This is a genomic window from Pyxidicoccus trucidator (assembly GCF_010894435.1).
Taxonomy (GTDB): domain Bacteria; phylum Myxococcota; class Myxococcia; order Myxococcales; family Myxococcaceae; genus Myxococcus; species Myxococcus trucidator.
The window spans coordinates 423027-447352 of sequence record NZ_JAAIXZ010000008.1 but is presented as its reverse complement, the minus strand read 5'-3'; the positions used below and the strand labels follow the sequence as shown (position 1 = coordinate 447352).

19 protein-coding genes, 1 tRNA gene and 1 pseudogene are annotated in these 24326 nt (G+C 71.0%); 12 read left to right on the top strand and 9 right to left on the bottom strand.

Going from position 1 to position 24326, the window contains the following annotated elements; all coding sequences use genetic code 11:
• Positions 1–569 precede the first annotated feature (569 nt).
• A pseudogene (locus G4D85_RS49605) lies at positions 570–755 on the top strand (IS66 family transposase); the annotation flags it as partial.
• Between the two features lie 30 nt (positions 756–785).
• Here G4D85_RS49605 and G4D85_RS24240 read toward each other — a convergent pair.
• Positions 786–1112: a transposase gene (locus G4D85_RS24240; RefSeq protein WP_240359463.1), complete on the bottom strand. Its 327-nt coding sequence runs from the start codon at positions 1110–1112 to the stop codon at positions 786–788.
• Positions 1113–1487: 375 nt separating this feature from the next.
• Positions 1488–1564 (bottom strand) — tRNA-Pro (locus G4D85_RS24235).
• 261 nt (positions 1565–1825) lie between these two features.
• Here G4D85_RS24235 and G4D85_RS24230 point away from each other — a divergent pair.
• A complete protein-coding gene (locus tag G4D85_RS24230) occupies positions 1826–2212 on the top strand; it encodes a response regulator (RefSeq protein WP_205525675.1) in 387 nt (128 codons plus the stop codon).
• 57 nt (positions 2213–2269) lie between these two features.
• Here the strand turns inward: G4D85_RS24230 and rpe are convergent, their stop codons facing one another.
• Positions 2270–2926, bottom strand: a complete 657-nt coding sequence (rpe, locus tag G4D85_RS24225) for a ribulose-phosphate 3-epimerase (protein WP_164015987.1) — start codon at positions 2924–2926, stop codon at positions 2270–2272.
• A 171-nt stretch (positions 2927–3097) separates the two neighbouring features.
• Between rpe and G4D85_RS24220 the strand changes: the two genes are divergently transcribed.
• A complete protein-coding gene (locus G4D85_RS24220; RefSeq protein WP_164015985.1) occupies positions 3098–4612 on the top strand; it encodes a GAF and HD-GYP domain-containing protein in 1515 nt (504 codons plus the stop codon).
• Positions 4613–4705: 93 nt separating this feature from the next.
• Here the strand turns inward: G4D85_RS24220 and pyk are convergent, their stop codons facing one another.
• The 4 genes from pyk to G4D85_RS24200 all read right to left on the bottom strand — a co-directional run bounded on the left by pyk (position 4706) and on the right by G4D85_RS24200 (position 9069).
• On the bottom strand, positions 4706–6133 hold the full coding sequence (gene pyk / locus G4D85_RS24215; protein WP_164015983.1) for a pyruvate kinase: 1428 nt from the start codon (positions 6131–6133) through the stop codon (positions 4706–4708).
• Between the two features lie 101 nt (positions 6134–6234).
• Positions 6235–7092, bottom strand: a complete 858-nt coding sequence (locus G4D85_RS24210; protein ID WP_205525682.1) for a hypothetical protein — start codon at positions 7090–7092, stop codon at positions 6235–6237.
• Between the two features lie 235 nt (positions 7093–7327).
• A complete protein-coding gene (locus G4D85_RS24205) occupies positions 7328–8785 on the bottom strand; it encodes an NFACT RNA binding domain-containing protein (RefSeq protein WP_164015979.1) in 1458 nt (485 codons plus the stop codon).
• A 95-nt stretch (positions 8786–8880) separates the two neighbouring features.
• Positions 8881–9069: an excinuclease ABC subunit A gene (locus tag G4D85_RS24200; protein WP_164015978.1), complete on the bottom strand. Its 189-nt coding sequence runs from the start codon at positions 9067–9069 to the stop codon at positions 8881–8883.
• A gap of 294 nt (positions 9070–9363) precedes the next feature.
• On the opposite strand from G4D85_RS24200, the gene G4D85_RS24195 reads away from it, so the two are divergent.
• The gene (locus G4D85_RS24195) at positions 9364–10659 is read left to right on the top strand and encodes a glycoside hydrolase family 1 protein (RefSeq protein WP_164015976.1); all 1296 of its coding nucleotides are present in this window, start codon (positions 9364–9366) and stop codon (positions 10657–10659) included.
• Positions 10660–10904: 245 nt separating this feature from the next.
• Positions 10905–11810: a zinc metalloprotease gene (locus G4D85_RS24190; RefSeq protein WP_240359461.1), complete on the top strand. Its 906-nt coding sequence runs from the start codon at positions 10905–10907 to the stop codon at positions 11808–11810.
• Positions 11811–11904: 94 nt separating this feature from the next.
• Here the strand turns inward: G4D85_RS24190 and dusB are convergent, their stop codons facing one another.
• Positions 11905–12918 (bottom strand): tRNA dihydrouridine synthase DusB, encoded by a 1014-nt coding sequence (dusB, locus tag G4D85_RS24185; RefSeq protein ID WP_164015974.1) that lies wholly within the window; start codon positions 12916–12918, stop codon positions 11905–11907.
• A gap of 94 nt (positions 12919–13012) precedes the next feature.
• Between dusB and G4D85_RS24180 the strand changes: the two genes are divergently transcribed.
• From G4D85_RS24180 to G4D85_RS24160, 5 genes are all read left to right on the top strand, one after another.
• Positions 13013–14446 carry a M50 family metallopeptidase gene (locus G4D85_RS24180; RefSeq protein ID WP_164015972.1) on the top strand — a complete coding sequence of 478 codons (1434 nt, stop codon included), beginning with the start codon at positions 13013–13015 and terminating at the stop codon, positions 14444–14446.
• Positions 14447–14531: 85 nt separating this feature from the next.
• Positions 14532–15599: an acyl-CoA desaturase gene (locus G4D85_RS24175; RefSeq protein ID WP_164015970.1), complete on the top strand. Its 1068-nt coding sequence runs from the start codon at positions 14532–14534 to the stop codon at positions 15597–15599.
• Between the two features lie 160 nt (positions 15600–15759).
• Complete coding sequence (locus G4D85_RS24170) at positions 15760–16287, top strand: RNA polymerase sigma factor (RefSeq protein ID WP_164016119.1); 528 nt, start codon at positions 15760–15762, stop codon at positions 16285–16287.
• Positions 16284–17045 carry an NrsF family protein gene (locus tag G4D85_RS24165; protein ID WP_164015968.1) on the top strand — a complete coding sequence of 254 codons (762 nt, stop codon included), beginning with the start codon at positions 16284–16286 and terminating at the stop codon, positions 17043–17045. Before G4D85_RS24170 ends, G4D85_RS24165 begins: the two co-directional genes overlap by 4 nt.
• A gap of 72 nt (positions 17046–17117) precedes the next feature.
• On the top strand, positions 17118–17861 hold the full coding sequence (locus G4D85_RS24160; protein ID WP_164015966.1) for a DUF1223 domain-containing protein: 744 nt from the start codon (positions 17118–17120) through the stop codon (positions 17859–17861).
• Between the two features lie 68 nt (positions 17862–17929).
• Here G4D85_RS24160 and G4D85_RS24155 read toward each other — a convergent pair whose 3' ends face one another.
• A complete protein-coding gene (locus G4D85_RS24155; RefSeq protein WP_164015964.1) occupies positions 17930–18367 on the bottom strand; it encodes a peroxiredoxin in 438 nt (145 codons plus the stop codon).
• 195 nt (positions 18368–18562) lie between these two features.
• On the opposite strand from G4D85_RS24155, the gene G4D85_RS24150 reads away from it, so the two are divergent.
• Together G4D85_RS24150 and G4D85_RS24145 are read left to right on the top strand one after the other, a co-directional pair.
• Entirely contained in the window at positions 18563–20668 is a 2106-nt protein-coding gene (locus G4D85_RS24150) for a chloride channel protein (protein WP_164015962.1), read from the top strand.
• A gap of 83 nt (positions 20669–20751) precedes the next feature.
• Positions 20752–24312: a hypothetical protein gene (locus G4D85_RS24145; RefSeq protein ID WP_240359460.1), complete on the top strand. Its 3561-nt coding sequence runs from the start codon at positions 20752–20754 to the stop codon at positions 24310–24312.
• The last annotated feature ends 14 nt before the right edge of the window (positions 24313–24326 follow it).

The window sequence follows — 24326 nt, the reverse complement described above, 5'->3', positions numbered from 1 at the left end:
ACCTCCCGCACGCGTTCCGCGTCCGGTCCCTGCACCGAGGAGAATCGCAGCCCCGCCCGGCGGGCCAGAAGTACGCCTCCCAAGGCCGCGAGCCCAGCGAACGCACCTCCCAGGAGCCGGCGGCGGACCAGGGACGCAGCTCCGGCGCCCGCACGGCTCGTGGGCTGCTGCCGCGTCATGGACGCGCCTCCCCGACCTCGACGCCCGATGATTCACGCGACAGCGCTTCCTGGAGCTGGCGTTCCGTGGCCGGGGCGTGGGGTTCGATGGCTTGTGCTCTTCGGAGATAGTCCACTGCGGTGCTCCACTGTCTCCGCTGTTCCGCGCACCGCGCGAGCAGGAGCAGGTTGTGGGGTTCGTTCGGCAGGTACGTGTCCACAAGGGCCGCGGCCGGGGCCAATGTCGAACAGCCCTCCCTGCGCGCGCTCGCGATGACAAGGAGCACTTCCAATGGGGTGGTGCTGTGGCTGATACGCATCAAGGCTGAGGCCCGCCTCGTGGGACGAGCGGCGACCCGCCTCACAGGCAATGAGCCCGTGAGGTGGAAATTGATGCAGAAATTCTGCAGGGCCCGGCCGGGACGCGCGCTGCCTCCTCTCTTCGCTCATGGAAAACCAAGCAAAGCCGGGCACAAAAAGCATGAGAGAAGTCTCCTGCCGCCCGAGGCCGTGCAGCACGTCGTCGAGCTGGTACCCAAGGCGTGCGAGGGCTGCGGGCACCGGCGGATGGGCAGAGATTGCGAGCCGCGCCGCCACTAAACGAAGGATCGGGATTCTCGCACGGGCTCAGGCGGCATGCTTGAGCTCGGCCCGACGCAGGAATGGACTGGCACGGCGCTGGACGTTGCGTGCGGCGAGGTAGGCGTGGACCCGTCCCATCAGCTGATTCATGGTGCGGCAGCGGTGGTTGCGGGTGACGTTGGCATGCAGGTCGAGCCACACGCGCTCAATGCGGTTGGCCGGGGGGCAGTAGGGCGGCAGGAAGTGAAGTACGACGCGTCCGCGCAGCTGCTCCAGGGTCTGCCGCACCTTCTTGCTGCTGATGAAGAGGGCGCTGGCCTTCGACCCACCAGGAACTCCAGGGCACGCTCGGTAGCGGAGAACGCTGGCCATTTACAGGGCCAATCCTCTTGGATGGAGCGGCTCCCTCAGAAGCTTCTCTTGCGAGCCTTGGCCTCAGACACAACTGGAGTCGTCACCGACAAAGCGGGTAGGCCCGTTGAGTGAGTCACGCCTCATCTGGCACCGGACTTGCGGCTCACGGCCGACACCTACGGCCAGCTGGTTGTGGAAGCCCCCAGCGATGCGCTCGACCGGCTGCCCGCAGCCCCCACGCCACAGACATGGGCATAGAGGGCGGAGTACCAGCGGGGGTGATGGAGTGGCGGGAATGGAGCGGACTGCTATCGCGGCGTGAGCAGGGCTCCAACCCCGGAAAACGAAGGGCGCGGAACCGAGGATTTCTCCAAGGATTCCGCGCCCTTTGAATGGTCGGGGAGACAGGATTTGAACCTGCGACCCCTTGGTCCCGAACCAAGTGCTCTACCAGGCTGAGCCACTCCCCGATATGTCCGTCCGCCGGTGGTTCCTTCTCGGGACCGGCGAAGCGCGGGCGGTAGTACCCGAGCCGCCCGGCTGAGTCAACGTCCTCGGATCACCTTTTCTTCCTCCCCCTACCTGCTCCCCTGCCCGGGGTACGGACATACCCGCATGGCCCGAATGACCCGCTTCTCCTCTTCCCAACTCCCCGACATTCCGGTACTTCCGGAGAGGAACAAGTCTTGCTTCGTTAAAAAGGTTACACTGCATTGCAGCAGCACGACTCCATGGCGTCCCCCCCCGTCGTCCTCATCTCCGATGACGAGCCGCTCATCGTCTCCGCGCTCGCGCGCGAGGGGAAGCGCTCCGGGCTGACGTGCATCTCGGACACCACCTCGGAGCGCGTCCTCGAGCTGGCCCGTCAGCACCGCCCCGCCGTCATCATCCTGGACATCAACCAGCACCAGGACGGCCGGGATTTGCTCGCCCAGCTCAAGCAGGACCCCGCCACCCGCGACTGCAAGGTCATCATCCTCAGCGGCGTCGAGGACCAGTTCACCCGTCACGTCTGCTTCGAGCTCGGCGCCGACGACTACGAGGTGAAGCCCTTTGACCCGACGTTCATGACCCGCGTCGCCCGCCTCGCCACCGCTGTCGTCCGCGCTCGCGCCTGATCGCTCCGCGGTCCGCCCCTGTGCCAGCGCGGCCTCTCCAGGCTCCTCGCCTGGCGCCTACGGCCGCAGTGAGCGGATGGCCTGCGCGTAGTCCTTCGCCCCGAAGACGTAGCTGCCCGCCACCAGCACCGTGGCCCCGGCGTCCACCACCCGCTTCGCCGTCTCGGCGTTGATGCCGCCGTCCACCTCGATGTCCGTGTCCAGCCCTCGCGCGTCGAACATCGCCCGCAGCCGGCGCACCTTGTCCACCGTGGACTCGATGAAGCTCTGCCCGCCAAAGCCCGGGTTCACGCTCATCACCAGCACCATGTCCACGTCGCCCAGCACCTCTTCAATCGCCGACAGCGGCGTGCCCGGGTTCAGCACCACCGACGGCTTCGCCCCCGCCTTCCGAATCTGCTGCAGCGTCCGGTGCAGGTGCGGGCTCGCCTCCGTGTGCACCGTCATCACGTCCGCCCCCGCCTTCGCGAAGGCCTCCACGTAGCGCTCCGGCTCCACAATCATCAGGTGCACGTCCAGCGGCTTCGTCGCCACCCGCTTGATGGCCTCCACCACCACCGGACCAATCGTGATGTTCGGGACGAACCTGCCATCCATGACATCCACGTGAATCCAATCGGCTCCGGCGGCTTCGATGGCCCGGACCTCCTCCGCGAGACGCCCAAAGTCACAGGACAGCAACGAGGGAGAGATGCGAACGGGGCGTCGGCTCATGCGGCGCTTCATACCCAACTCCCCGTCACTCGGCGCGGGGAACGTACCCACAGACGTCCACCAAAGAGCAGGTGACCGAGCAGGTGGGCCCCCCGGGCAGCCACCCTGTCGGCCGTGCTACAACCCCGAGGCCCTCGCGGCCGCTGGCCGCTTCACCCGGAGCCGCCCCCGGTGCTTTCCCAGCCCGCCCAGTCACCTACTCCCGACCTGAGCCGCCGCCTGGCGAAGCTCACGTCCATCCTGGACGTCGCCAAGGCGATGAGCGCCGAGCGCGACCTCGACCTGCTCCTCCCCCTCATCCTCTTCGAAGCCACCAAGGTGGTCGAGGCGGACCGCTGCTCGCTCTTCATCCTCGACCGCGAGCGCAATGAGCTGTGGAGCAAGGTCGCCCAGGGCTCCAAGAGCGAAATCCGCCTCCCCGTGGGCAGCGGCATCTCCGGCCAGGTCGCCCAGACGGGCACCGTCATCAACATCCCCGACGCCTACTCGGACCCGCGCTTCAACCGCTCGTTCGACGTCTCCAGCGGCTACCAGACGAAGACCATCCTCTGCGTCCCCATGCGCGACGCCAACGGCGAGGTGACGGGCGTCATCCAGGCCCTCAACAAGCTCGATGGCGGCAGCTTCAACGCCGAGGACGAAGAGCTGCTCCTCGCCCTCGGCGCCCAGGCCGCCGGCGCGATTGAAAACGCCCTCCTCCACGAGGAAATCAACCGCCTCTTCGAGGGCTTCGTCTCCGCCTCCGTCGTCGCCATCGAAGCCAGAGACCCGACCACCGCCGGCCACTCCGGCCGCGTGGCCGACCTCACCGTGACGCTGGCCCAGGCCCTGGAGCACCTGAGCACCGGGCCCCATGCCCACGTGCGCTTCTCCGCCGTGGAGCTCCAGGAGCTGCGCTACGCGTCGCTGCTGCACGACTTCGGCAAGGTGGGCGTGCGCGAGCCGGTGCTCGTCAAGGCGGAGAAGCTCTACCCCCACGAGCTGGAGGGACTGCGCGCCCGCTTCCAGCTCGCCCGCAAGGATTTGCAGCTCCAGAGCTACCGCCGCCGGTTGGAGGCAGTGAAGGTCCGCGGCGACAAGAATCTCCCCGAAATCGAGGGCGAGGAGCAGGAGCGCCTCATCACCGAGCTGAAGCAGCTCGACGAGGTGTTCGACTTCATCCTCACCTGCAACCGCCCCACCGTGCTCGCCCAGGGCGGCTTCGAGCGGCTCCATGAGCTGGGCCAGCTCCGCTTCGACGACGCCAACGGGCAGGCACAGCCGCTGCTGCTGCCCCGCGAAATCCAGTCGCTCTCCATCACCCGCGGCACCCTCTCCCCCGAGGAGCGCCGGGAAATCGAGAGCCACGTCGAGCACACCTACCGCTTCCTCAGCCAGATTCCGTGGACGCGCACGCTGCGCCGCGTGCCCGAAATCGCCTACGCGCACCACGAGAAGATGGACGGCACCGGCTACCCGCGCGCCGAGAAGGCCATCCCCATCCAGTCCCGGATGATGTCCATCTCCGACATCTACGACGCGCTCACCGCCAGCGACAGGCCCTACAAGAAGGCCGTGCCCCACACCCTCGCGCTCGACATCCTCAAGCGCGAGGCGGACTCCGGCCAGCTCGACAAGGCCCTGTTCACCGTCTTCGTCGAGGCCGAGATTCCCCGCCGCGCCCTGCACGACAAGAAGCAGGCCTGACGCGCGAAGGTGGAGGCCTGACGCGCGAAAGGGGCCCGCGGAAACCTCCCGCCGGCCCCTTTCCTCAATGCCCTACCGGCTACGCGTCCCGGCTCAGCCGATGGTGTGCAGGCGGAGGCTGTTGATCTTCCCCGGCTGCCCCACCGGCGCTCCGAAGACGATGACGATGCGGTCGCCCTTGCGGCCCAGGCCCCTCGCGATGAGCTCCTCCTCCACGCGACGCACCATGGCCTCCGTCTCCTGGATGGGCTCCAGCACGCGCGGCACCACGCCCCACAGCAGCGCCAGCCGGCGACGCACTTCCTGGTTGGGGCTGAAGGCGACAATCGGCACCGGCGGCCGGTAGTGCGCCAGCAGCCGCGCCGTCACGCCCGACAGGGTGAAGGCGGCAATCAGCGACGCGCCGCTCGCCCGGGCCGCCTCGCACGCCACGCGCGCAATCACGTCCGGGAAGTGCTGCGGCAGCCCCAGCGGCGCTTCGATGTAGCGCGCCGGAGGCTGCACCCGCGCCGACGACTCGGCCGCGAGGATGATGCGCTCCATCATCTGCACGGACTCAATCGGGAACTTGCCGCTCGCCGTCTCGCCCGAGAGCATCACCGCGTCCGCGCCGTCGAACACGGCGTTGGCCACGTCGCTCGCCTCGGCGCGCGTGGGCCGCGGGTTGTCAATCATCGAGTTCAGCATCTGCGTGGCCACGATGACGGGCAGGCCCCGCAGGTTGGAGCGCCGGATGATGTCCTTCTGGACGGCCGGCACCTCCTCGGGGGGAATCTCCACGCCGAGGTCGCCACGGGCCACCATGACGCCGTCCGTCTTGTCGAGGATGGCGTCCAGCCGGGCGATGGCCTCGGGCTTCTCCAGCTTGGAGATGATGGGCACCGTGCGGCCCACCTCGGCCATGGCCTGCCGGGCGGCGTCCAGGTCCGAGGGCTGGCGCACGAAGGACAGCGCGATGAAGTCCACGCCCGCCTTGAGGCCGAAGACCAGGTCCTCGCGGTCCTTGGGCGTCAGCGCGTCGGCACGCACCGCCACGCCGGGCAGGTTGATGCCCTTGTTGTTCTTCAGCGCGCCGCCGTGGATGACCTGCGTCTTGATGAGCTTCTGCTTGTCCGTCTCCAGGACCTTCAGCTCCAGCAGGCCGTCGTCCAGCAGGATGCGGTCTCCCGGATTCACGTCCGCCGCGAGGAAGGGGTACGTGGTGGACACGATTTCGTCCGTGCCCGGCACCGTCTCGTCGGTGGTGATGAGGAAGGTGCCGCCCTCCTTCAGCTCCGTGCTGCCCTTGACGAAGCGGCCGGTGCGGATTTTCGGGCCCTGCAAGTCACCGAGGATGCCCACCGCCTTGCGCACCTTCAGCGAGGCGGCGCGCAGCTTGGCGATGTTCTCCGCGTGCTGCTCGTGGCTGCCGTGGGAGAAGTTCAGCCGGGCCACGTCCATGCCGTTCTCCAGGAGCGCTTCCAGCATCTCCTGGCTCTGGCTGGCGGGACCGAGGGTGCAGACAATCTTCGCTCTTCGCATAGGGCTCGCGAGAATGGGTGCACCTCATGGACGCGTCAAGCACGCTCCACGGGGCGTTTCGCTCGGTAAAACGGTAAATGAGCCAGCGAGCAGATGAGCCATCAACCGCGCAACAGCACGCCGAGGTTCTCCCGTTCCCAACGCAATGCGGCGGCGTAGTGCGGGTAGGTCCGCTCACGCTCGCGGAAGGCGCGCGGGTGGTGCACCCGGCGGCCCCCTCGCGCGTTGCTCGGGAAGAGCTGGTGGAGCATCTCGTGGAAGACGATGAACTCCACGAAGAAGGCCGGCACCTCCGGCCTGTCCAGCGCCGGATGGATGCGAATCTCGCGCGTCTGGTGGTCGTAGACGCCCAGGCGGATGGACTTGCGGCGGCGCCGGGGGGGCATCCGCCCCCAGCCGATGCGGGCCTGGATGAGGCCTTGAAAATGGGTGTCGTTGACGGCGTCGTAAAGCGCCTTCAGGTCGAAACAGCGGCCCCGGGGGTTGAGGTCCGCGTCCGTTTCACGACGCACCTGGCGGATGCGCGGCTGCTGGCCACGGATGTACTCGTCCAGCACCCCGCCCGCGCCGCGGTGGCCCCGGCCGGCGTAGTCCGCCACCGCGCGCACCACCGGCTCGGGCGCGTCCAGGAACATGTGGTGCAGCCGCAGCTGCAGCGCGCTGGAGCCCCGGCGGAAGGACACCATGGTGGAGCGGTTGTCCGTCACCGACAGCCGCACGGGCATGCCCAGCTCCGCGCTCAGCCTCCAGGCCAGCGCCTCGGCGCGCGTCCACAGCTCCTCACGCGTGGGCGTGAGGTTGAGCATGCGCGGCGCTTCCTCGGCCACGCGGTTGCGCGGCGGCGGAGGGCGGGGCAGCGGCGGCGCGAGCTCGGGAGCGGGCGGCACCTCCCGCGGCTGCGACTCGGCGGCCGTCACGGCGCGATTGGCCGCGGACATGCCGCGAGGAAAGAAGGACATCTGCTGGCGGAGGTGCTCGGGGGTCACTCGGCTGCCCATCGTACCCGCCAAGCCCCGGGACTCAAGGCCGGCGACCCTTGCCTGCCCCCCCTCCGTCAGCCCGTCAACCGCGCCCGCGTGCCCTCGTCCCAACAATTCCGGGGGACTCGCGGCCCGCGCCGAGAGACGGCGGGCCACCAGGCGCATGTCCGTCCCACGCGCGCGGCCCTCCCCGGAGGGCACGTCGGCCGGGACGTCAGGACGCGGGAGCCTCCGCGTGGCGCGACTTGAGCAGCCGCTCCAGCCGCTCCGGCTCCATGCGCACCACGAAGGTCTTCTCGCGCGTGAAGCTCACCTGCCCGTGCCCGCCGCCCTTCACCTTGCGCACGAACTTCACCTGCACGTAGCTCACCTCGCCGCGCGGCTCGCCCTTGGCGCCCGAGTGGTGCAGCGCGAGGTGCGCCGCGTCCAGCAGGACTTCCTGCGCCACCTCCTGGCCCTTCTCGAGCGGGAGCACCACGTGGCTGCCCGGCACGCCGCGCGCGTGCAGCCACAGGTGCCACGGCCGCGCCACCTTGAAGGTGAGCGTGTCGTTGTCCTCCGAGCCCCGCCCCACCCAGATGCGCGCCCCGCCGTGGCCCACGTACTCCTTGAAGGGACGGCCCTCCTGCGCGGCCTCGCCGGCCGTGGGGAGCTGGAGAATCTCCGCCTGCGACAGCAGCAGGGACTCGTCCATCCGCTCAATCTGGGCGAGCGCGCTCTCCGCCAGCGACACCTCGCGCGCCAGCTCCGCCTCGCGGTGGCGCGCCTGCTCCACGCCGCGCAGGAGCCGCCGGTACTGGTGGAAGTGCCAGTCCGCCTCCTCCTTCGGCGTGCGCTTGGGGTCCAGCGTCACCGTCACCTCCCGGGTGCCCTCCTCCGTATAGGCGGTGAGCGTGGCCTCGGTGACGCCGCGCTTGAGGCGGTAGAGGTTCTGCGCCAGCAGCTCGCCCAGCTCGCGGTGCTTCTCCGCGTCCGGCCCCCGCGAGGCCTCGACGCGCACCTTCTCCAGCGTGCGCGAGGAGCGCTTGAGGCGCGCGCGGTACGGCTGCGCCAGCCGGCGGCGGATGGTCTCCGCGCGGCTCGTCTTGTCCCGTGCGCCCAGCAGGCGCTCCGCGGCGCGGGCGAAGGGAAGGTCCTCGCCCTCGACGGGCACGAGGCGCGAGACGGCGCCCTTCGCCTTGGCGAGCGCGTCGGGCGGCAGCGGCTCCGGGGGCGTCCAGGCCGCGCCCGGATAGAGGTTGCGGCGCTGCGCGAAGCCCTCTCCGGAGTGCATCAGCACCCGGCCGCTGTCGCTCAGGATGAGCAGCCCGCCCGGACTGCTCAGCTCCAGCACGAGGCGGCGGCGCGCGTCCTCGCGCTCGAAGTCGAGCTCCACCACCCGCTCCGCCTCGAGGTAGCGGGCCGCCTGGAGCTTGAAGCCGGTCAGCTCGTGCCGCAGCCACCGCTGGAAGGGGGCGGGCTCACCCGGGGTGGGGAAGCGCTCCTCCGCCACCGACACCCGCGCCAGGTCTCCCTCCGCGCACAGGCACAGCACCACCGAGCGACCAGGCACTCGCAGCTCTACGTACGCCAGCCGGGGGAGCGGGCACCACGCCTTCTGGGCCACGGCGCCGGTGAGGCCTGCTCCCACCTCCGCCACCACCTGCTGCAGCTCCACGGGACGCAGCGACACGGGCCCCTCCTGCGCCAGAAATGAAAACGGCTCGGCGGGTTTCGCCGAGCCGTTCACCGGACGTCAACTCACGTCCGTTCATGACTTCTTACTGCTCAGGACTCCGGGGTCGCCGGGGCCGCGGGGGCCTTCCGCGAGGACTTGCGGGCGGCCTTGCGGGCCGGGGCCTTACGGGCAGGGGCCTTCTTGGCCGCCGCCTTCTTGGCCGTCTTGCCCGCGGTCTTGCGGGTGGTGGTCTTCTTCGCCTTCGCGGACTTCGAGGCGGTCTTCTTCTTGGCAGCCATCAGAACCTCCGGGTTCAGTGAATTTGGCCCCGTCAACCAGGACCCTGCACTCTTCTTGATGGGAGTGAGTGCTTGAAGTGAAGAGTACGGGTGACATGCGCGTGTGTCAACGCATGGTGATGTATTGCAACGCGCTTCAAGGCCGATTTTTAGGCATCGGGCGCTTCCGGAGGCCGGAAACGACGCCTCGCGGACACTCGGACGCGCGGGAATGCGGCGCGCGCGAGGCCGATTTTCCGGCTCCGGACGCGTTCTGGCGATTTTCGCGCCGACCACGGTCTACGTTCCGCGCCCATGAGCACCGACGCGCTGACCTTCCCCGCGGACTTCACCTTCGGCGTCGCCACCTCGGCGTACCAGGTGGAGGGCGGAATCGAGAACGACTGGGCCGAGTGGGAGCGGGCCGGGAAGCTGAAGGAGCCCCACGCGCGCTGCGGCCGCGCGGTGGACCACTGGCACCGCTACGAGGAGGACTACGGCCTGGCGAGCGCGGTGGGCGCCACCGCGTTCCGCATCTCACTGGAGTGGGCGCGAATCGAGCCGGAGCGGGGGCGCTTCGACGGCGCGGCGCTCGAGGCGTACCGGGAGCGGCTCCTGAAGATGAAGGCCCGGGGCCTGCGGCCGGTGGTGACGCTCCACCACTTCACCCACCCGACGTGGTTCCACCGCGAGACGCCCTGGCACCAGCCGGCCAGCGTGGACGCCTTCCGCCAGTACGCGCGGCGGTGCGCGGCGCTGCTGGAGGGGCTGGACGCGCTGGTCATCTCCTTCAATGAGCCCATGGTGCTGCTGCTGGGCGGCTTCCTCCAGGGCGCCATTCCCCCGGGGCTCGCCGACGGGCCCACCACCATGAGGGCGATGGAGAACATGGTGCGCGCGCACGCGGCCGCGCGCGAGGAGCTGCTGTCGCGGCTGGGGAGGGTGGAGCTGGGCATCTCCCAGAACACGCTCGCCTTCGCGCCGGACAGGTGGTGGCACCCGCTGGACCGCGCCCTCGTGCGGCTGGGCGCCCAGGCCTACAACCATGCCTTCCATGAGGCGCTGGCCACCGGGAAGCTGCGCGTCACCATGCCGGGCGTGGCCTCCACTCGCGTGGACATTCCCGGGGCGCGCGACTCGGTGGAGTTCATCGGCGTCAACTACTACACCCGCGCGCACCTGCGCTTCGCGCCGCGCCCGCCCTTCATCGAGTTCAAGTACCGCGACACGCAGGGCCGAGGCCTCACCGACATTGGCTGGGAGGACTGGCCGGAGGGCTTCCTCCAGACGCTGCGCGAGGTGAAGCGCTACGGGCGGCCGGTGTGGATTACCGAGAACGGCATCGATGACCGGAGCGGCACGCGCCGGCCCCACTACCTCCATACGCACCTGGCCCAGGTGCTGGCGGCGCGGCAGCTGGGCGTGGACGTGCGCGGCTACCTCTATTGGAGCCTGCTCGACAACTTCGAGTGGCTGGAGGGCTGGGGGCCGCGCTTCGGCCTCTACCACGTGGACTTCGACACCCTGGAGCGCCGCCCCACCCCCGCCTGCGACTACTTCCGGAGCGTGGCAGTCGGCCGCCGGCTCGTTCCTCCGGGCTCCCCGGCCTGAAGGAAGGGACTGTGCGGAATTGGGACAGCAGGTGGACCCATTGGTTGAAATGAGTCCACCATGTGCCCGAAATCAGGGCGGACTCTGTACTTTTTGCCACGAAATTACAGCAGTATCGTGATAATTACACTGACACCATCTTGACTTCATCAACCGATTAGCTGCTTGATGCGGGACCAACCGGACGGGCTTCTCGTTTTCTCAGGAATCCCGGGGTCGGCTTCTCACCTCCAGGAGCTAACTTCATGAAGAAGATGTGGTCGAGTGTCGTCGCCGTGACTACCGCCCTGAGCCTCACCGCCTGCCAGAGCGAGGAGCCGAAGCCCGCCGCCGAGGCCGCCGACTTCCAGATCATCGGGGGTCAGGTCATCGACGAGGCCTTCTTCGATGAGAACAAGGTCGGCGCGTGCGCCACGGTGGACTTCGGGCCGGAGGCCGCCGCCCGCGCCCCGACGCCGGAGGAGGCCGCGAAGTTCGAGAAGCGCGCCGCCGCCGACAACATGGTGAACGTGGCCTGGCACATCATCACCAACGGCACCGCGGGCAGCGTGTCGGACGCGCAGATTGCCCAGCAGCTGGCGGTGCTGAACGCGGCCTACGCCGGCAAGGGCTTCCAGTTCCAGACGACGTCCATCGACCGGACCAGCAACTCCAAGTGGTACGGCATGGCGCCGGGCTCGAAGAACGAGTCGAACGCGAAGACGGCGCTGGCGAAGGACCCGACCACGACGCTGAACATCTACACCGCGGCCCCGGGCCAGGGCCTGCTGGGCTGGGCCACCTTCCCGTGGTCCTACGCGGCGAGCAACAAGCAGCACGGCGTGGTGCTCCTGCACAGCTCGCTGCCCGGCGGCAGCGCGGCCCCGTACAACCTGGGCGACACGGCGACGCACGAGGTCGGCCACTACCTGGGCCTGTACCACACGTTCCAGGGCGGCTGCGCCGCCCCTGGCGACTCCGTGGATGACACCCCGGCCGAGGCCTCCGCCGCCTTCGGCTGCCCGGCGGGCCGCGACACCTGCTCCGGCGCCGGCGCGGACCCCATCTACAACTTCATGGACTACACCGACGACGCCTGCATGAACGCCTTCACGGCGGGCCAGGTGACGCGCATGGCGTGGGCCGTCTCCACGTACAAGCCGGCGCTGTAGTCCCGGCGCTGTCGTAGCCGTCTGAAGCGCGAAGGCGCGGCACCCTCCTTATAGAGGGGCCGCGCCTTCTCTTCTTCCGTGAGGCCCGGGGCGCTCAGCCGAGCGCCGCGCGGTAGTCCACGTCCTGCTCCTCGCCGGGGCCCTCGAGGTCCGCGTTGGCGGCGGCGAAGAAGCGGCGCACGGAGTCCTCCACGGCCGAGGGCAAATCCAGCGCGTTCACCTCCGCGCGGAAGGCGGCGGCCCCGTACAGCCCGTGGGCGTACCACGCCAGCTGCTTGCGGAAGGAGCGCACGGCGCCCAGCGGGTCCCCCATGAAGTCCAGGTGCGCGCGCAGGTGCTCCAGCACCAGGGCGCAGCGCTCCTCCGGGGTGGCGGGCGGGCCGCCCAGCAGCTCGCGGAATATCCACGGGTTGCCGAGCGCGGCACGGCCAATCATCACGAAGTCGCAGCCGGTGGTCTCCTGCATGCGCAGCGCGTCCGCGGGCGTCTTCACGTCCCCGTTGCCGATGATGGGCAGCTCCGGGAAGTGGCGCTTCAGGTCGGCGATGACGCCCCAGTCCGCCTGGCCCGAGTAGCCCTGCTCGCGGGTGCGGGGGTGGATGGCGAGCGCGGCGCAGCCGGCCTCCTGGAGGGCGGCGGCCATCTGGAGGTAGTTGCGACTCTTCGCGTCCCAGCCCGAGCGAATCTTGCAGGTGACGGGCAGCCCGGTGGCCTCGCGAATGGCCCGGACGATGTCGGCCGCGCGGGGCACGTCACAGAGGAGCGCGCTGCCGGAGCCGTTCTTCGTCACCTTCTTCACCGGGCAGCCCATGTTGATGTCGATGATTTGCGCGCCGGACGCCTTGCCCACCTGGGCGGCGAGGGCCATGGCCTCGGGCTCGCCGCCGTAGATTTGCAGCGAATAGGGCCGCTCCACCCCGGCGTCGTAGCGCAGGTATTTCAGCGTGCGCTGGTTGGCCCGCATCAGCCCCTGGGAGCTGACGAGCTCCGTGGGGCAGAGGGCGGCGCCCAGGCGGAAGGCGATGACGCGGAAGGGCATCTCGCTCACCCCGGCCATGGGGGCCAGGATGTAGGGGTTCGGCAGGGAGAAGGGACCGAGCTGCGGCATGAAGGGCGGGGAACCTAGCGGATTGACCGGGAGCTTGCAGGACACGTGCGCAACAGCCTGCGCGACCAGGGCCTAACGGTTAAGGTCCGTCGCCATGTTCCGCTTCAGGCTTGGGAGCATTCCCATCGAAGTCCACCCCAGCCACCTGCTGGTGTCCGCCATGATTGCCTGGACCTCCATCGCCGGAGCCCAGGGAGGCTGGCCGTTCCGTCAGGTGGAGGGGGCGCCCGCGCTCGGCCACGCCAGCGCGATGGTCGTCTACATCCTGTCGTGGATGCTCATCGTCTTCGTGTCCGTGCTCATCCACGAGCTGGGCCATGCCCTGGCCAGCCGGCTGTTCGGCTACCGGCCGAGCATTGCCCTCGTCTGGATGGGCGGCCACACGCTGCCCAATGACCAGCCCGGTCCCCTGCCGTGGAAGCGCAACCTGCTCATCACCGCGGCCGGGCCCTTCTTCGGGCTGATGCTGGGGGTGGCCAGCGGGGTGGGCTACCTCCTGCTCAAGGGCCGCTCGCCCGCGCTCGACTTCTTCCTGTTCACCTTCATGGTGGCCAACCTCTTCTGGGCGGTGCTCAACATGCTGCCGGTGCTGCCGCTGGATGGAGGGCACATCACCGCCACCCTGGCGACCCGGATGTTCGGCCCGCGACGCGGCTTCGTCCTGGCGCAGGGGCTGGCCCTGCTGGTGTGCGTGGCCGCCGTGGTGTTCGGCCTGAAGACGGGCTCCATGCTCTTCACCATCATCTTCGGCATGTACGGCGTGCGGGCCTTCCGCGTGGTGGCGGAGGCCATGCGCGGCGGCGACAAGGCCCGCGAGGCCACGAAGCTGCAGGGGCCTCTGGCGGACAAGCTGCGCGAGGCGAAGGCGGCGCTCGACGCGGGCCGCCTGGACGACGCGCGGCGGCTGAGCGCCCAGGTGCTGGAGACGGAAGAGGGCCTCACGCAGGCGCTCGCGAGCCATGCGCACCACCTGCTCGGGTGGGTGGCGCTGAAGGAGGGTCAGGGGCGGCCCGCGCTGGACCACTTCTCCCAGGTGCAGGGCCTGCCGGTGGAGCCGCACGCGGTGGCGGCGGCCTTCTCGCTGGTGGGCGACGACGCGCGCGCCGTGGAGTGGTGGAAGCAGGCCTGGCAGGTGTCGTCGGACCGCACGGTGCTGCACGAGTACGCCGGCACCCTCATCCGCCTGGGCCGCGAGCCGGAGGCGCTGAAGCTGCCGGGGCTGGACCCGGCGGCGGCCTACACCTGCGCGGAGCGCGTCCTCTTCATCCGCGGCGCCTACTCCGAGGCCGCCGCGGTGGGCGAGGCGGCGCTCCGCCACACGCCCAGCCCCACCATCGCCTATGACGCGGCGTGTGCTTTCGCCCGCGCGCGCAACGCGCCCGACGCGATGCGGATGCTGCGCCGCGCCACGGAGCTGGGGTTCAGCGACGGGGCCTATGCCGCCTCGGACGCGGACCTGGCGCCCCTGCATGGGAACGCGGACTTCGAGGCCTGGCTGACAGAGCTGAGGCATTCCGCCGTGTCCTGACAGAGGCATGACAGGAGGGGGTGTTGATGCGGGGAGGGACTGCGCACGTTGCGCGCCGTCCCAGTCCCGCTCTCACGAGGCTCCCTTGCAGACTTCCTCCCCTGCCCTGCCCGCGGACAACGAGCGTCTCAACAAGCTGTCCTCCATCCCCTTCTTCGTCGTCCACCTGATGTGCCTGGCCGTCTTCTGGGTGGGCGCGAAGCCGGTGGACGTGGCGGTGTGTGTGGGGCTGTACATCATCCGGATGTGGGGCATCACCGCGGGGTACCACCGGTACTTCTCGCACCGGGCCTTCAAGACGGGGCGCGTGTTCCAGTTCATCCTGGCGCTGGTGGGCAGCACGTCCACGCAGAAGGGCGTGCTGTGGTGGGCGGCGAACCACCGGCACCACCACCGCTACTCGGACGAGCCGGAGGACATCCACTCGCCGATTCAGCGCGGCTTCTGGTGGAGCCACGTGAGCTGGATTCTCTGTGACAAGTACGGGGAGACGCGCATGGAGGCCATCAAGGACTTCGCGCGCTACCCGGAGCTGGTGTGGCTCAACCGCCTGCACCTGGTGCCGCCGGTGCTGCTGGCGGTGGCGCTCTACTTCATCGGCGGGTTCTCCATGCTGGTGTGGGGCTTCTTCGTCAGCACCACGCTGCTGTGGCACGGCACCTTCACCATCAACTCGCTCAGCCACATCTTCGGCAAGCGCCGCTACAAGACGACGGACACCAGCCGGAACAACTGGCTGCTGGCGCTCATCACCCTGGGCGAGGGCTGGCACAACAACCACCACTACCACCAGAACACCGCCAACCAGGGCTGGTTCTGGTGGGAGGTGGACCTCAGCTACTACTCGCTGAAGGCGCTCTCCTGGGTGGGCGTGGTGGAGGGGCTGCGGCTGCCCTCGGAGTCCACGAAGTACGCCTTCCGGAAGTACACGGCGGAGGAGCGCGCCGAGCTGGCCGCCCCCGCCCGCTTTTGGGGCGCCCGGGGCGCGCGGGCCCAGCTGGTCGCGGCGCGGACGGCCGCGGGGGACGCCGCCAAGGCAGCAGGGGACGCGGCGAAGGTCGCGGGCGACAAGGTGCGCGAGGCGCTGGCCGCCGCTGCGGACCACCTGCCTGGCTCCGCGCCGTCTCCCCAGGGCCTGCTCAAGCGTCAGTAACCCGGGGTCAAACCGGAATACCCCGGCCAAGGTCCGGCCGGGGTACAGTCCTCCGCGCGTGCCCCTGCCGCCCTCCTCGCTGAAACCCGGAGCCTCGCCCCTGCGTACCGGAGAAGACCCGGCCCGAGACTCTGTCGGGGCCCGGTCCGACGAGGTGCTGATGGCGCGGTTCTGCGAGGGGGATTCCACGGCGTTCGACGCGCTCTTCCAGCGCTACGCCCGCCCCGTGCACGGCTACCTCACCCGGCTGACGGGCAGCCCCGCCACGGCCGAGGACCTGGTCCAGCTCACCTTCCTGTCGCTGGTGCGCGCCCGGGGCCGCTTCCAGGCCGGCTCGCGCTTCAAGCCGTGGCTCTACGCCATCGCCACCAACGCGGCGCGGGACTCCCAGCGCCGGGGCCGGCGTCCCGAGGAGCTGACGCCCGAGGGCGAGCTGCCCGTGAGCGTCCCCGCGGACACCCCGGCCCCCCGGGACAGCGGGCTGGAGCTGGCCGTGCAGCGCGCCCTGGCCCAGCTCCCGGAAGGGCAGCGCATCCCCATCCTCCTGCACCGCTTCGAGGGAATGAGCTTCGCGGAAGTCGCCGACGCCATGGGCCTCACCGAGAGCGCGGTGAAGGTCCGGGCCCACCGTGGCTACGCGCGCCTGCGTGAGCTGCTCACCGCCCTGCATCAGGAGACCCAGGAATGAAGCCGGAGTGCTCTCGGGTGATGGACTCACTGGGGGGACCGCTGCCCGCGGAGCTGGCCTCGCATGTGGCCTCGTGTGAGGACTGCCAGAGCCTCGTCGGTGGCTTTGACGTGCTGGGGGGTGCGGTGCCGGCTCCCAGGCTGGATGCCGCGCGCGAGCAGGCCCTGAAGGAGCTGACCGCGCACCCGAAGCCGACGCCGTGGTGGCGCGAGCTGCTGGTGCTGCTGGCCGTCTACACCGTGGTGCTGGTCGCGGGGCTGGCCTGGTTCGGCCGGGACGGGCGGCTGGTGGGCAACCTCGCCTCGCCCATGGTGGTGGCCGGCGTGGCACTGCTCACGCTGGTGCTGGTGGGCGGAGGCGCCTTCGCGGCGCTGGCTCCGACGCGGCGGCGGCTGCCGTGGGGACTGGTGGCCCTGGCGGCGGTGGGCATCGCCGCGGCGCAGGTGCTGGGCGGCTCGGGGCTCCAGATACGGCCGCCCATGCGCGGGATGATGGGGTGCATGGGCTCGGAGGTGGTGCTGTCCGTGCTGCCGCTGGCCGCCGCCCTGGTGCTGCTGTGCCGCTCCGCCTTCCAGCCCGTGCGCGCGCTGGCCGCGGGCCTGTCCGCCGCGGGGGTGAGCCTGCTCATCCTCCACCTGCACTGCCCGGACGGGACGGTGAGCCACCTGCTGTCCGCCCACGTCCTCCCGTGGCTGGTGCTGGCGGGGGTGGCGGTGCTGGTGCGCTCGCGCCTGCCCACCCGCAGCTACGCCCCCTGAAGGGCCAGCGGCCAGGCGGGCGGGGACGGCCGCGCGGTGTAACCCCGGACCGAGAGGGGGCGTAGACGGGACATGACCTCCGCGCTCCTCGCCCTGCCGCTGCTGCTGCTCACCGCCACACCCGCCGCGCGCACGCCCGTCGTGGTGGAGCTGTACACCTCCGAGGGCTGCTCGAGCTGCCCGCCCGCCGACGCCGCCCTGTCGCGGCTCGCCCGCGCCCAGCCGCTGGAGGGCGTGGAGCTCATCCCCCTGGGCTTCCACGTGGACTACTGGGACGACCTGGGGTGGAAGGACGCGTACGCCTCGCCGGCCTTCAGCGCGCGGCAGCGGCGCTACGCGCTCCATGGGGACGACAACCGCGTCTACACGCCGCAGATGGTGGTGGATGGGGAGCGGAGCTTCGTGGGGGACGAGGCAAAGGCGCGAGAGCAGGCGGCCTCCTCGGCGAAGCGGGCGAAGGTGCCCCTGCGCGTCAGTGCCCGCGTGGAGGGGGACGCCGCGGTGCTCACCGTGCGGCTCGACGCCGCGCCCCCGGCGGGCACCGAGCTGTGGGCCGCGCTCACGGAGGAGGGGCTGTCCTCCCGGGTGACGCGAGGGGAGAACTCCGGCCGTACGCTGGAGCACGCGGCGGTGGTACGCGCCCAGGTGACGCTGCCCGCGCCCAGGGCGGCCCCGGAGGGCGGCTACGTGGCGGAGGCGCGCGTGCCGCTCGCGGCGGGCTGGAAGCGGCCGTCGCTGCGCGCTGTCGCCGTGCTCCAGGAGACCCGAGGGCCGGTGCGTGGCGCGGCGGCGGTGGCGCTGGCCCCGAAGTCGTGAGGAGACCCGGGCGCGCCCGGAGTTGAAGCCGGACGCGCCCCGGTGTCACGGGTACGGCATTCACGGCTTCACAGCTGCTTCAGCGCCTCCTGGGGGAAGGCGCGTGCGTCCACCTTCGGGTACCACGCCTTCACCTTCCCGTCGGGACCGATGATGACGCCCACCCGGCGCGCGTTCGGCGACTTCACGTCGTCGCAGGCGCCATAGGCGAGCCCCAGCGCCCGGTCCGTGTCACTCAGCAGCGGGAAGTTGAACCCGAACTTCTCGGCGAACGCCTTGTTCTCCTCCAACGTGTCGAAGCTGACTCCCAGAATCACCGCGTTCTTCTGCTCGTACTCACTCTTCTGGTCGCGGAACCCACAACCCTCGGCCGTGCAGCCCGGGGTGTCCGCCTTCGGGTAGAACCACAGCACCACGTTCTTCCCGTGGTAGTCGGCCAGCCGGTGCGTCCGGCCGGTGTGGTCCCGGACGGTGAAGTCCGGTGCCACGTCTCCTGGCGCGAGCATGCGAAGCCCCTCTCGCGTGGCGATGCCGGAGTCCCGCCACACAGATGTCCCTACACCTCCGGCCCTCCGTAGGTAGCACGGCCGCCCGCTCCCCTGACGGGCGCGCGCCGAGCGCCCGGGACGGAGTGCCGACGGCCGGACAACCCGCTCACGGCACTTGAAGCCCACCTTCACACCTGTTTAGTGGGAGCCCCAATGAAAGGTGAGGGACCCATACCCGACGCGGCGCGACGGCGCGCGCTGTGGCTCCGCCTGCGTGCGAGGCTGAGCAGCCTGCTCCACGACCTGCTCCAGGCCTCCAACCGGCTGCGGCTGCCAGGCCCCTCGGTGCTGCCGGTGGCGGGCGCGGTGGTGGGGCTCTACAGCGGGCTGGCGGCCGGCATCTTCGCCAACCTCATCGGCTTGTTCACCGGGCTCACCTTCGGCGCCGCCGAGCTGACGCACACGCTGCGCCGGGGCCAGCTCAAGTCGCTCATGGAGGCGTTCTCCACGGCGGGCTGGCATCCGGAGTACGCCATCATCGGCACGCCGCTGGCGCTGGGCGCGCTGGTGCTGGCCCGGGTCATCCAGCCGGGCGGCCCGCGCGACGAGGTGAAGCGCCGCCTCAAGCTGCTGGCGCTGCTGGCGCTGGGCGCGCTGGCGCTCTACTACCCGCTGGTGGCGCTGGCCGCGCTCAACAGCGTGTTCGGCCACTCGCACAGCCTGCCGGAGACGCTGCCGCACCTGCCCTGGTGGTTGATGCTGCTGGCGCCCACGCTGGGCGGCATGGCGGTGGGCCGGCTGCTGCGCGACAAGCCGGAGACGCATGGCCACGGCGTGCCGGAGGTGGTCCGCGCGGTGAAGAGCGGCGCCAACGTGCTGCCGGCGGACCGCGGGGTGCTGAAGCTGCTGGCCTCCGCGATAACGATTGGCAGCGGCGGCTCGGCGGGGCGAGAGGGCCCCATCGTCTATGGCGGCGCGGCGTTCGCCTCCAGCGTGGGCCGCGTGCTGGGCTTCAGCCGCAGGGAGCTGTCCATCCTCCTGGCCTGCGGCGCGGGCGCGGGCATCTCCGCGTCCTTCAACGCCCCCATCGCCGGCGCGGTGTTCGCGATGGAAATCATCCTCCGCGAGTTCGAGCTGCGCGTCTTCTCGCCCATCATCCTGGCCAGCGTGGCCGGCACCCTGGTGAGCCAGGGCGTGCTGGGCGAGTCTCCCATGCTGCGCCGCGTCCCGTACGAGCTGGTCAGCGGCGGCGAGGTGGTGGCGTACGCGGGGCTGGGCATCGGCTGCGGGCTGCTGGCCTTCGCCTTCGTGCGGCTGCTGCACGGGGTGGAGCACTACTTCCACGGGCGCGGCGGAGGGCGGCTGTCGCCCTGGCTGGCCCGGCGACCGCTGGCGATGCGCGCGGGCCTGGGCGGGCTGTGCACGGGCCTGCTGGCCTTCCTCAGCCCCACGGTGTGGGGCAGCGGGCACGACTACATCAACCTGGCGGCCATGGGCCGGCTGCCCTTCCTCTTCCTCGTCACCGCGTGCGTGCTGAAGCTGGTGGCCACCGCGCTCACCATCGGCTCGGGCGGCTCGGGCGGCACCTTCTTCCCCGCGGCCGTCATCGGCGCCATGGCGGGCGGCGCCTTCGGCACGCTGGTGCACTACTTCTTCCCGGCCAGCACCGGCCCCAGCGGCGCCTACGCCCTGGTGGGCATGGGCGGCGCCGTGGCGGCGCTCAACCGCGGCCCGCTCACCGGGATGATGATGCTCTACGAGCTGAGTGGGAACCACGACATCATCCTCCCGCTGATGGTGACGTGCACCATCGCCTCCGCCCTCTGCCACTACCTCACCGAGCGCAAGTCGCCGAAGGTGCAGAGCGACCTGGACCTGATGGAGGGCACGCCCGTGCGCGCGGTGATGGCACACGTGCTCCCCGTGCCCGCCGGGACGCCGCTGCGTGCGCTGACGGACCTGCTGCTCACCTCCGAGGCGGGCAGCCTGCCCGTGCTGGACACCGCCGGCCACGTCTACGGCATCGTTCAGGTGGAGCAACTGCGCGCGGTGTGGCGCGACGAGTCCGTCTACCCGCTGCTGGTGGCCAGCGACCTGGCCCACAAGCTGCCCCTGTTGTCCCCCGATGCGGACCTGGCCCACGCCCTGCGCGTCATGGACCAGGAGGACGTGGACGCACTGCCCGTCAGCACCCCGCCGGGCAATCCCACCTGCGGGCTGCTCACCCGCGGCGCCGTGCGGCGGTTCCTCGTCGCCCAGCACGCGAAGGCCCACTCGCACGGGGACGCCCCCTTCAGCCCCTCGGAAGCGGCGCACTGAGCCGCCGCGCGTCCGTGGGGGACCCGCCCTCACGGACGGGGCCGGTTTGTCAGGAAACCGCCGACCCGGGCATCCTTCGCGCCATGCCTGAGCTTCGCCTCTCCGAGCTGCGCGCCGAGCTGTCCTCCACCCATCACGATGCCCGCGTCCGCCAGGTGGTGGAGCTGGGTCGCCGCGCGCCGACGGACCCGGGCGCGCACGCCGCGCTGGAGGGACTGGCCCAGGGAGATGCGTACGAGCGACGGCTGGCGCTCGCCGCCCAGTTCACCCAGCGCGACGGCGCCCATGTGCTGCGCGCCACGTCCGACGCGTCCAGCCGCATCCGCGCGCTGGCCTTCCGGCTGGTGCCCCTGGCCTGTGACGACGCCCAGGCGCTGGAGGCCCTGAAGATGGCCTACGCCATGCGCCGCGAGGGCGCCATCCAGCGGGGGCTGGTGCGGCAGGGGCGGCAGGCCGTCATCGACGCGTACCTCGACTGGCTCGCCGCCCGCGCGGGTGTGCCCGACTTCGCGGATGCCGTGCCGCTGGGGACGCCCGGGGCCATCCGCCGGCACCTCGCCCGCGCGCTGGAGAAGCCCAGTGAGCGCTTCTGGAACCGGCTGTCGCGCTTCGCGCCCGACATCCTCGCCGAGGTGCTCGCCGCGCGCCTGAGAGCCGTGCCCGGCGAGCCCGACCCGGTGACGCGCCTGCGCCTCAACGCCTACCTGGGCCGCATCGCCGACCGGGCGCCCGACGCGGCGCTGGAGCTGTTCGAGCTGCTGCTCGCCCGGCACATCCAGCCGGCCGGGGACGCCTGGAACTGGCTGGTCATGCACCGGCCCGAGGCCGCGCTGACGCTCCTCCAGCGGCACGAGCACGCCACCGCCTTCTGGAAGATGTTCGCCCGCGCGGCCCCCCGGCTGGGCACGCAGTCACTCGTGTGGCTCGTCCGCCACGCGCCGTCCTCGCTGGGGGATGCGAAGACGCTGCTGACCCGGCTCTCTGAGCCCGAGCACCGTGCCATCGTCGATGCGTGGTGCATCGCCGTGGACGTGGAGCCCGCCTGGGGCGCGGTGCTGCTGCGCTCCATCACCGACCTCCCGGTGCGCGAGCGCGTGTACTCGCGCTGGAGCGTTGCCGCGCGCGACAGCGACGGCGTCATCCCGCTGGACGTGCTGCACGCGCTCCCCCTGGACCTGCGGGAGCGCGAGGCGCGCCGACACCTGAACGAAGTCGTGGCCCTGGGCACCCGCCCCCCGCAGCGCATGGAGTACGCGCAGTTGCTGCCCTGGGACGAGGCGCAGGCCGCCCTCCAGTCCTACCTGGGCCACCCCGAGGGCGGCATGCGGGGCGCGGCCCTGACGACGCTGCTGGCCATCCCCGGCCTGCGTCCCGACGACACCGCCCTGGTGGACCGCGCCCTGCCCCTGGTGCTGGCACGAAAGAATGAGCAGGACCCGGTGCGCGCGGCGATGCTGGGCGCGCTCGTGAAGTGGCCCCGCCGCGTGTGGCGCCGCGAGCACACCGAGGCCGTGGGGCGCATGCTGCGCGACGCGCTCGACGCGGCGGACCTCTCCCATGGGACGGCGCAGCTCGCGGAGTCCCTGCTGCTGCGCGTGTTCGCCGTGGACGCGGCCTGGGGCGCGACGTGGCTGACCACGCTCATCAAGGAGCGCGGGGTCATCCACAATCCCCGGTTGGGTGAGCACCTCACGGGCGACGAGGTACTCGCCGCCGCGCCCCTGCTCCTCGCCATCACCCAGGCCTGGGCGCAACGCGAGAGGGGGAGCCCGCTGCTCGAGCTGGTGCGGAGCCTGGGCGAGCGCGCGAGCCTGGTAACGGGCCTGACGGACCTGCTGGTGAAGCTCCGGGACGAAGCGCCCTGGCCCTGGCTGGCGCTGGGCATCAGCCAGTGGCTGTCCGAGTACGGCCGCGAGCGCTTCGAGGCCACGGTGGGCGCCACCGTGCGGCGCTGGTACGACCGGGGCTGGCACTCGGAAGTCGTCTCCCTGGCGGCCTCGCAGGAGGAGGGTGAGGTCCTCCACTTCGAGCTCGTCTCCGGGCTGGAGCGCGTGGCGCTGCGGCTGGGCAAGGAGTCGCACTCCGCGCTCTCCGTGCTCTGGAAGAAGGACTGGCGCGCCTTCGACCGGCTGCTGCCCGCCCTGCTGAAGGCCGATGCCAGCGTCATCTGCTTCCCGGTGGTGAACCACTACCTGCACCGGCGCCGTCAGGACTTGCTGACGCCCTTCCTGGGCGCCCCCGTCATCACCGGCCGCTACGCGACGGGGAAGACGGGCTGGCTCCTGTCCTTCGACGGCGGGTTCTTCCGGTGGACGCCGGAGCAGAGCGCCACCTACTCGCACGCCGTGGGGCGGATGCTCGACGACTCCGAGCGGGACACGCCGACGCTGCTGTGGGCCACCACCACGCTCGCGGCCATCGACTGGGCGCCCATGGACCGGCTGTGCGCGCTGGCGGAGGACTCGCGGCCGGCCGTGCAGGAGAAGGCCCTCCGGGTGATGGCGCGGTGTGACCAGGGCCAGGGCGTGCCCACGCTGCTGCGCTGCCTGGAGGACGCCCGCGCCCGCATGGCCATCTACGGCCTGCGCCGGGCCTTCAACGGCATGCCGCCCTCGCGCGTGCTGGCCCTGCTGGCCGGCGTGCCCCTGGCGAAGGTCACCGTCGCCAAGGAGGTGGTGCGCCTGCTGGGCGAACTGCGCGCCGATGCCGCCTACGAGCGGCTGCTGGAGCTGGACGGCCTGGCCCTGCACCGGGACGTGCGCATCGCCATGCTGCGCGCCCTGTGGGACCACCTGGACCGCGAGCCGACGTGGGCCGTCTTCGCCCGCGCGGTGGACGGCACCGATTGGGTCATGGCCTCGCGCCTGGGCGACATCCCCGCGGACCGGCTCACCGAGGCGTCGGACCGCAAGCTGTCCGCGCTGCTCGGGCGCGTGCTGGCCCGGCCGGAGCCGGAGGCCCGCATCGACCTGCTCCAGCGGGCGGCGTACCTCCCCGTGAAGGACTCCGAGCGCACCATCCTGTCCGCCTGCGGCGCGCGGCTGGCCTCGCCGTATGACGACGAGGTCGGCGCGGCCATGAGGGCCATCCTCCAGCGCTCCGACGAGCGGGACTTGGAGCGGCTGGAGGGGATGCTGGCGGCGGTGGCCGCTGACCGGCGTGCGCTGAGCGTGGCGCTGGGCCAGTTGCTGGCCCTGAACGTGAAGTCCCGCGCCAGCTACATGCAGGCGGCGAGCGCGGCGGAGAGCGTCCTGTCGAAGGACGCGCGACTGGCGGCGCTGCGAGTGCGGTGCGCGGAGGCGGCCCTGGCGCCGGTGGCGTTCGCCGAGCGGCTGGCGCGGATGGGCGAAGCGGGGCACCTTCATGCGGACGCGCTGGAGGCGTGTCACAGCGTGCTGAAGGCGATTCCCGTGGCGGACCTGGAGGCCGTGGAGGCACGGCTCACCGCCAGCACGAGCGCGGAGGCGCGGCGCGTGGCCGTGTGGTGCCTGGTGCACGACGCGGCGCCGGGGCGCGGGTGGACGCCGGAGCGACTGGCCCGCCTGGCGCGGCTCCAGGAGGATGACTCCCCGCTGGTCTCCGGTGCCGCACAGGCCGTCTTCCCGCCCCGGGAGATGGTGACGAAGCCCGGGCCGGCTTCCTAGTCGTGTCAGCCGCC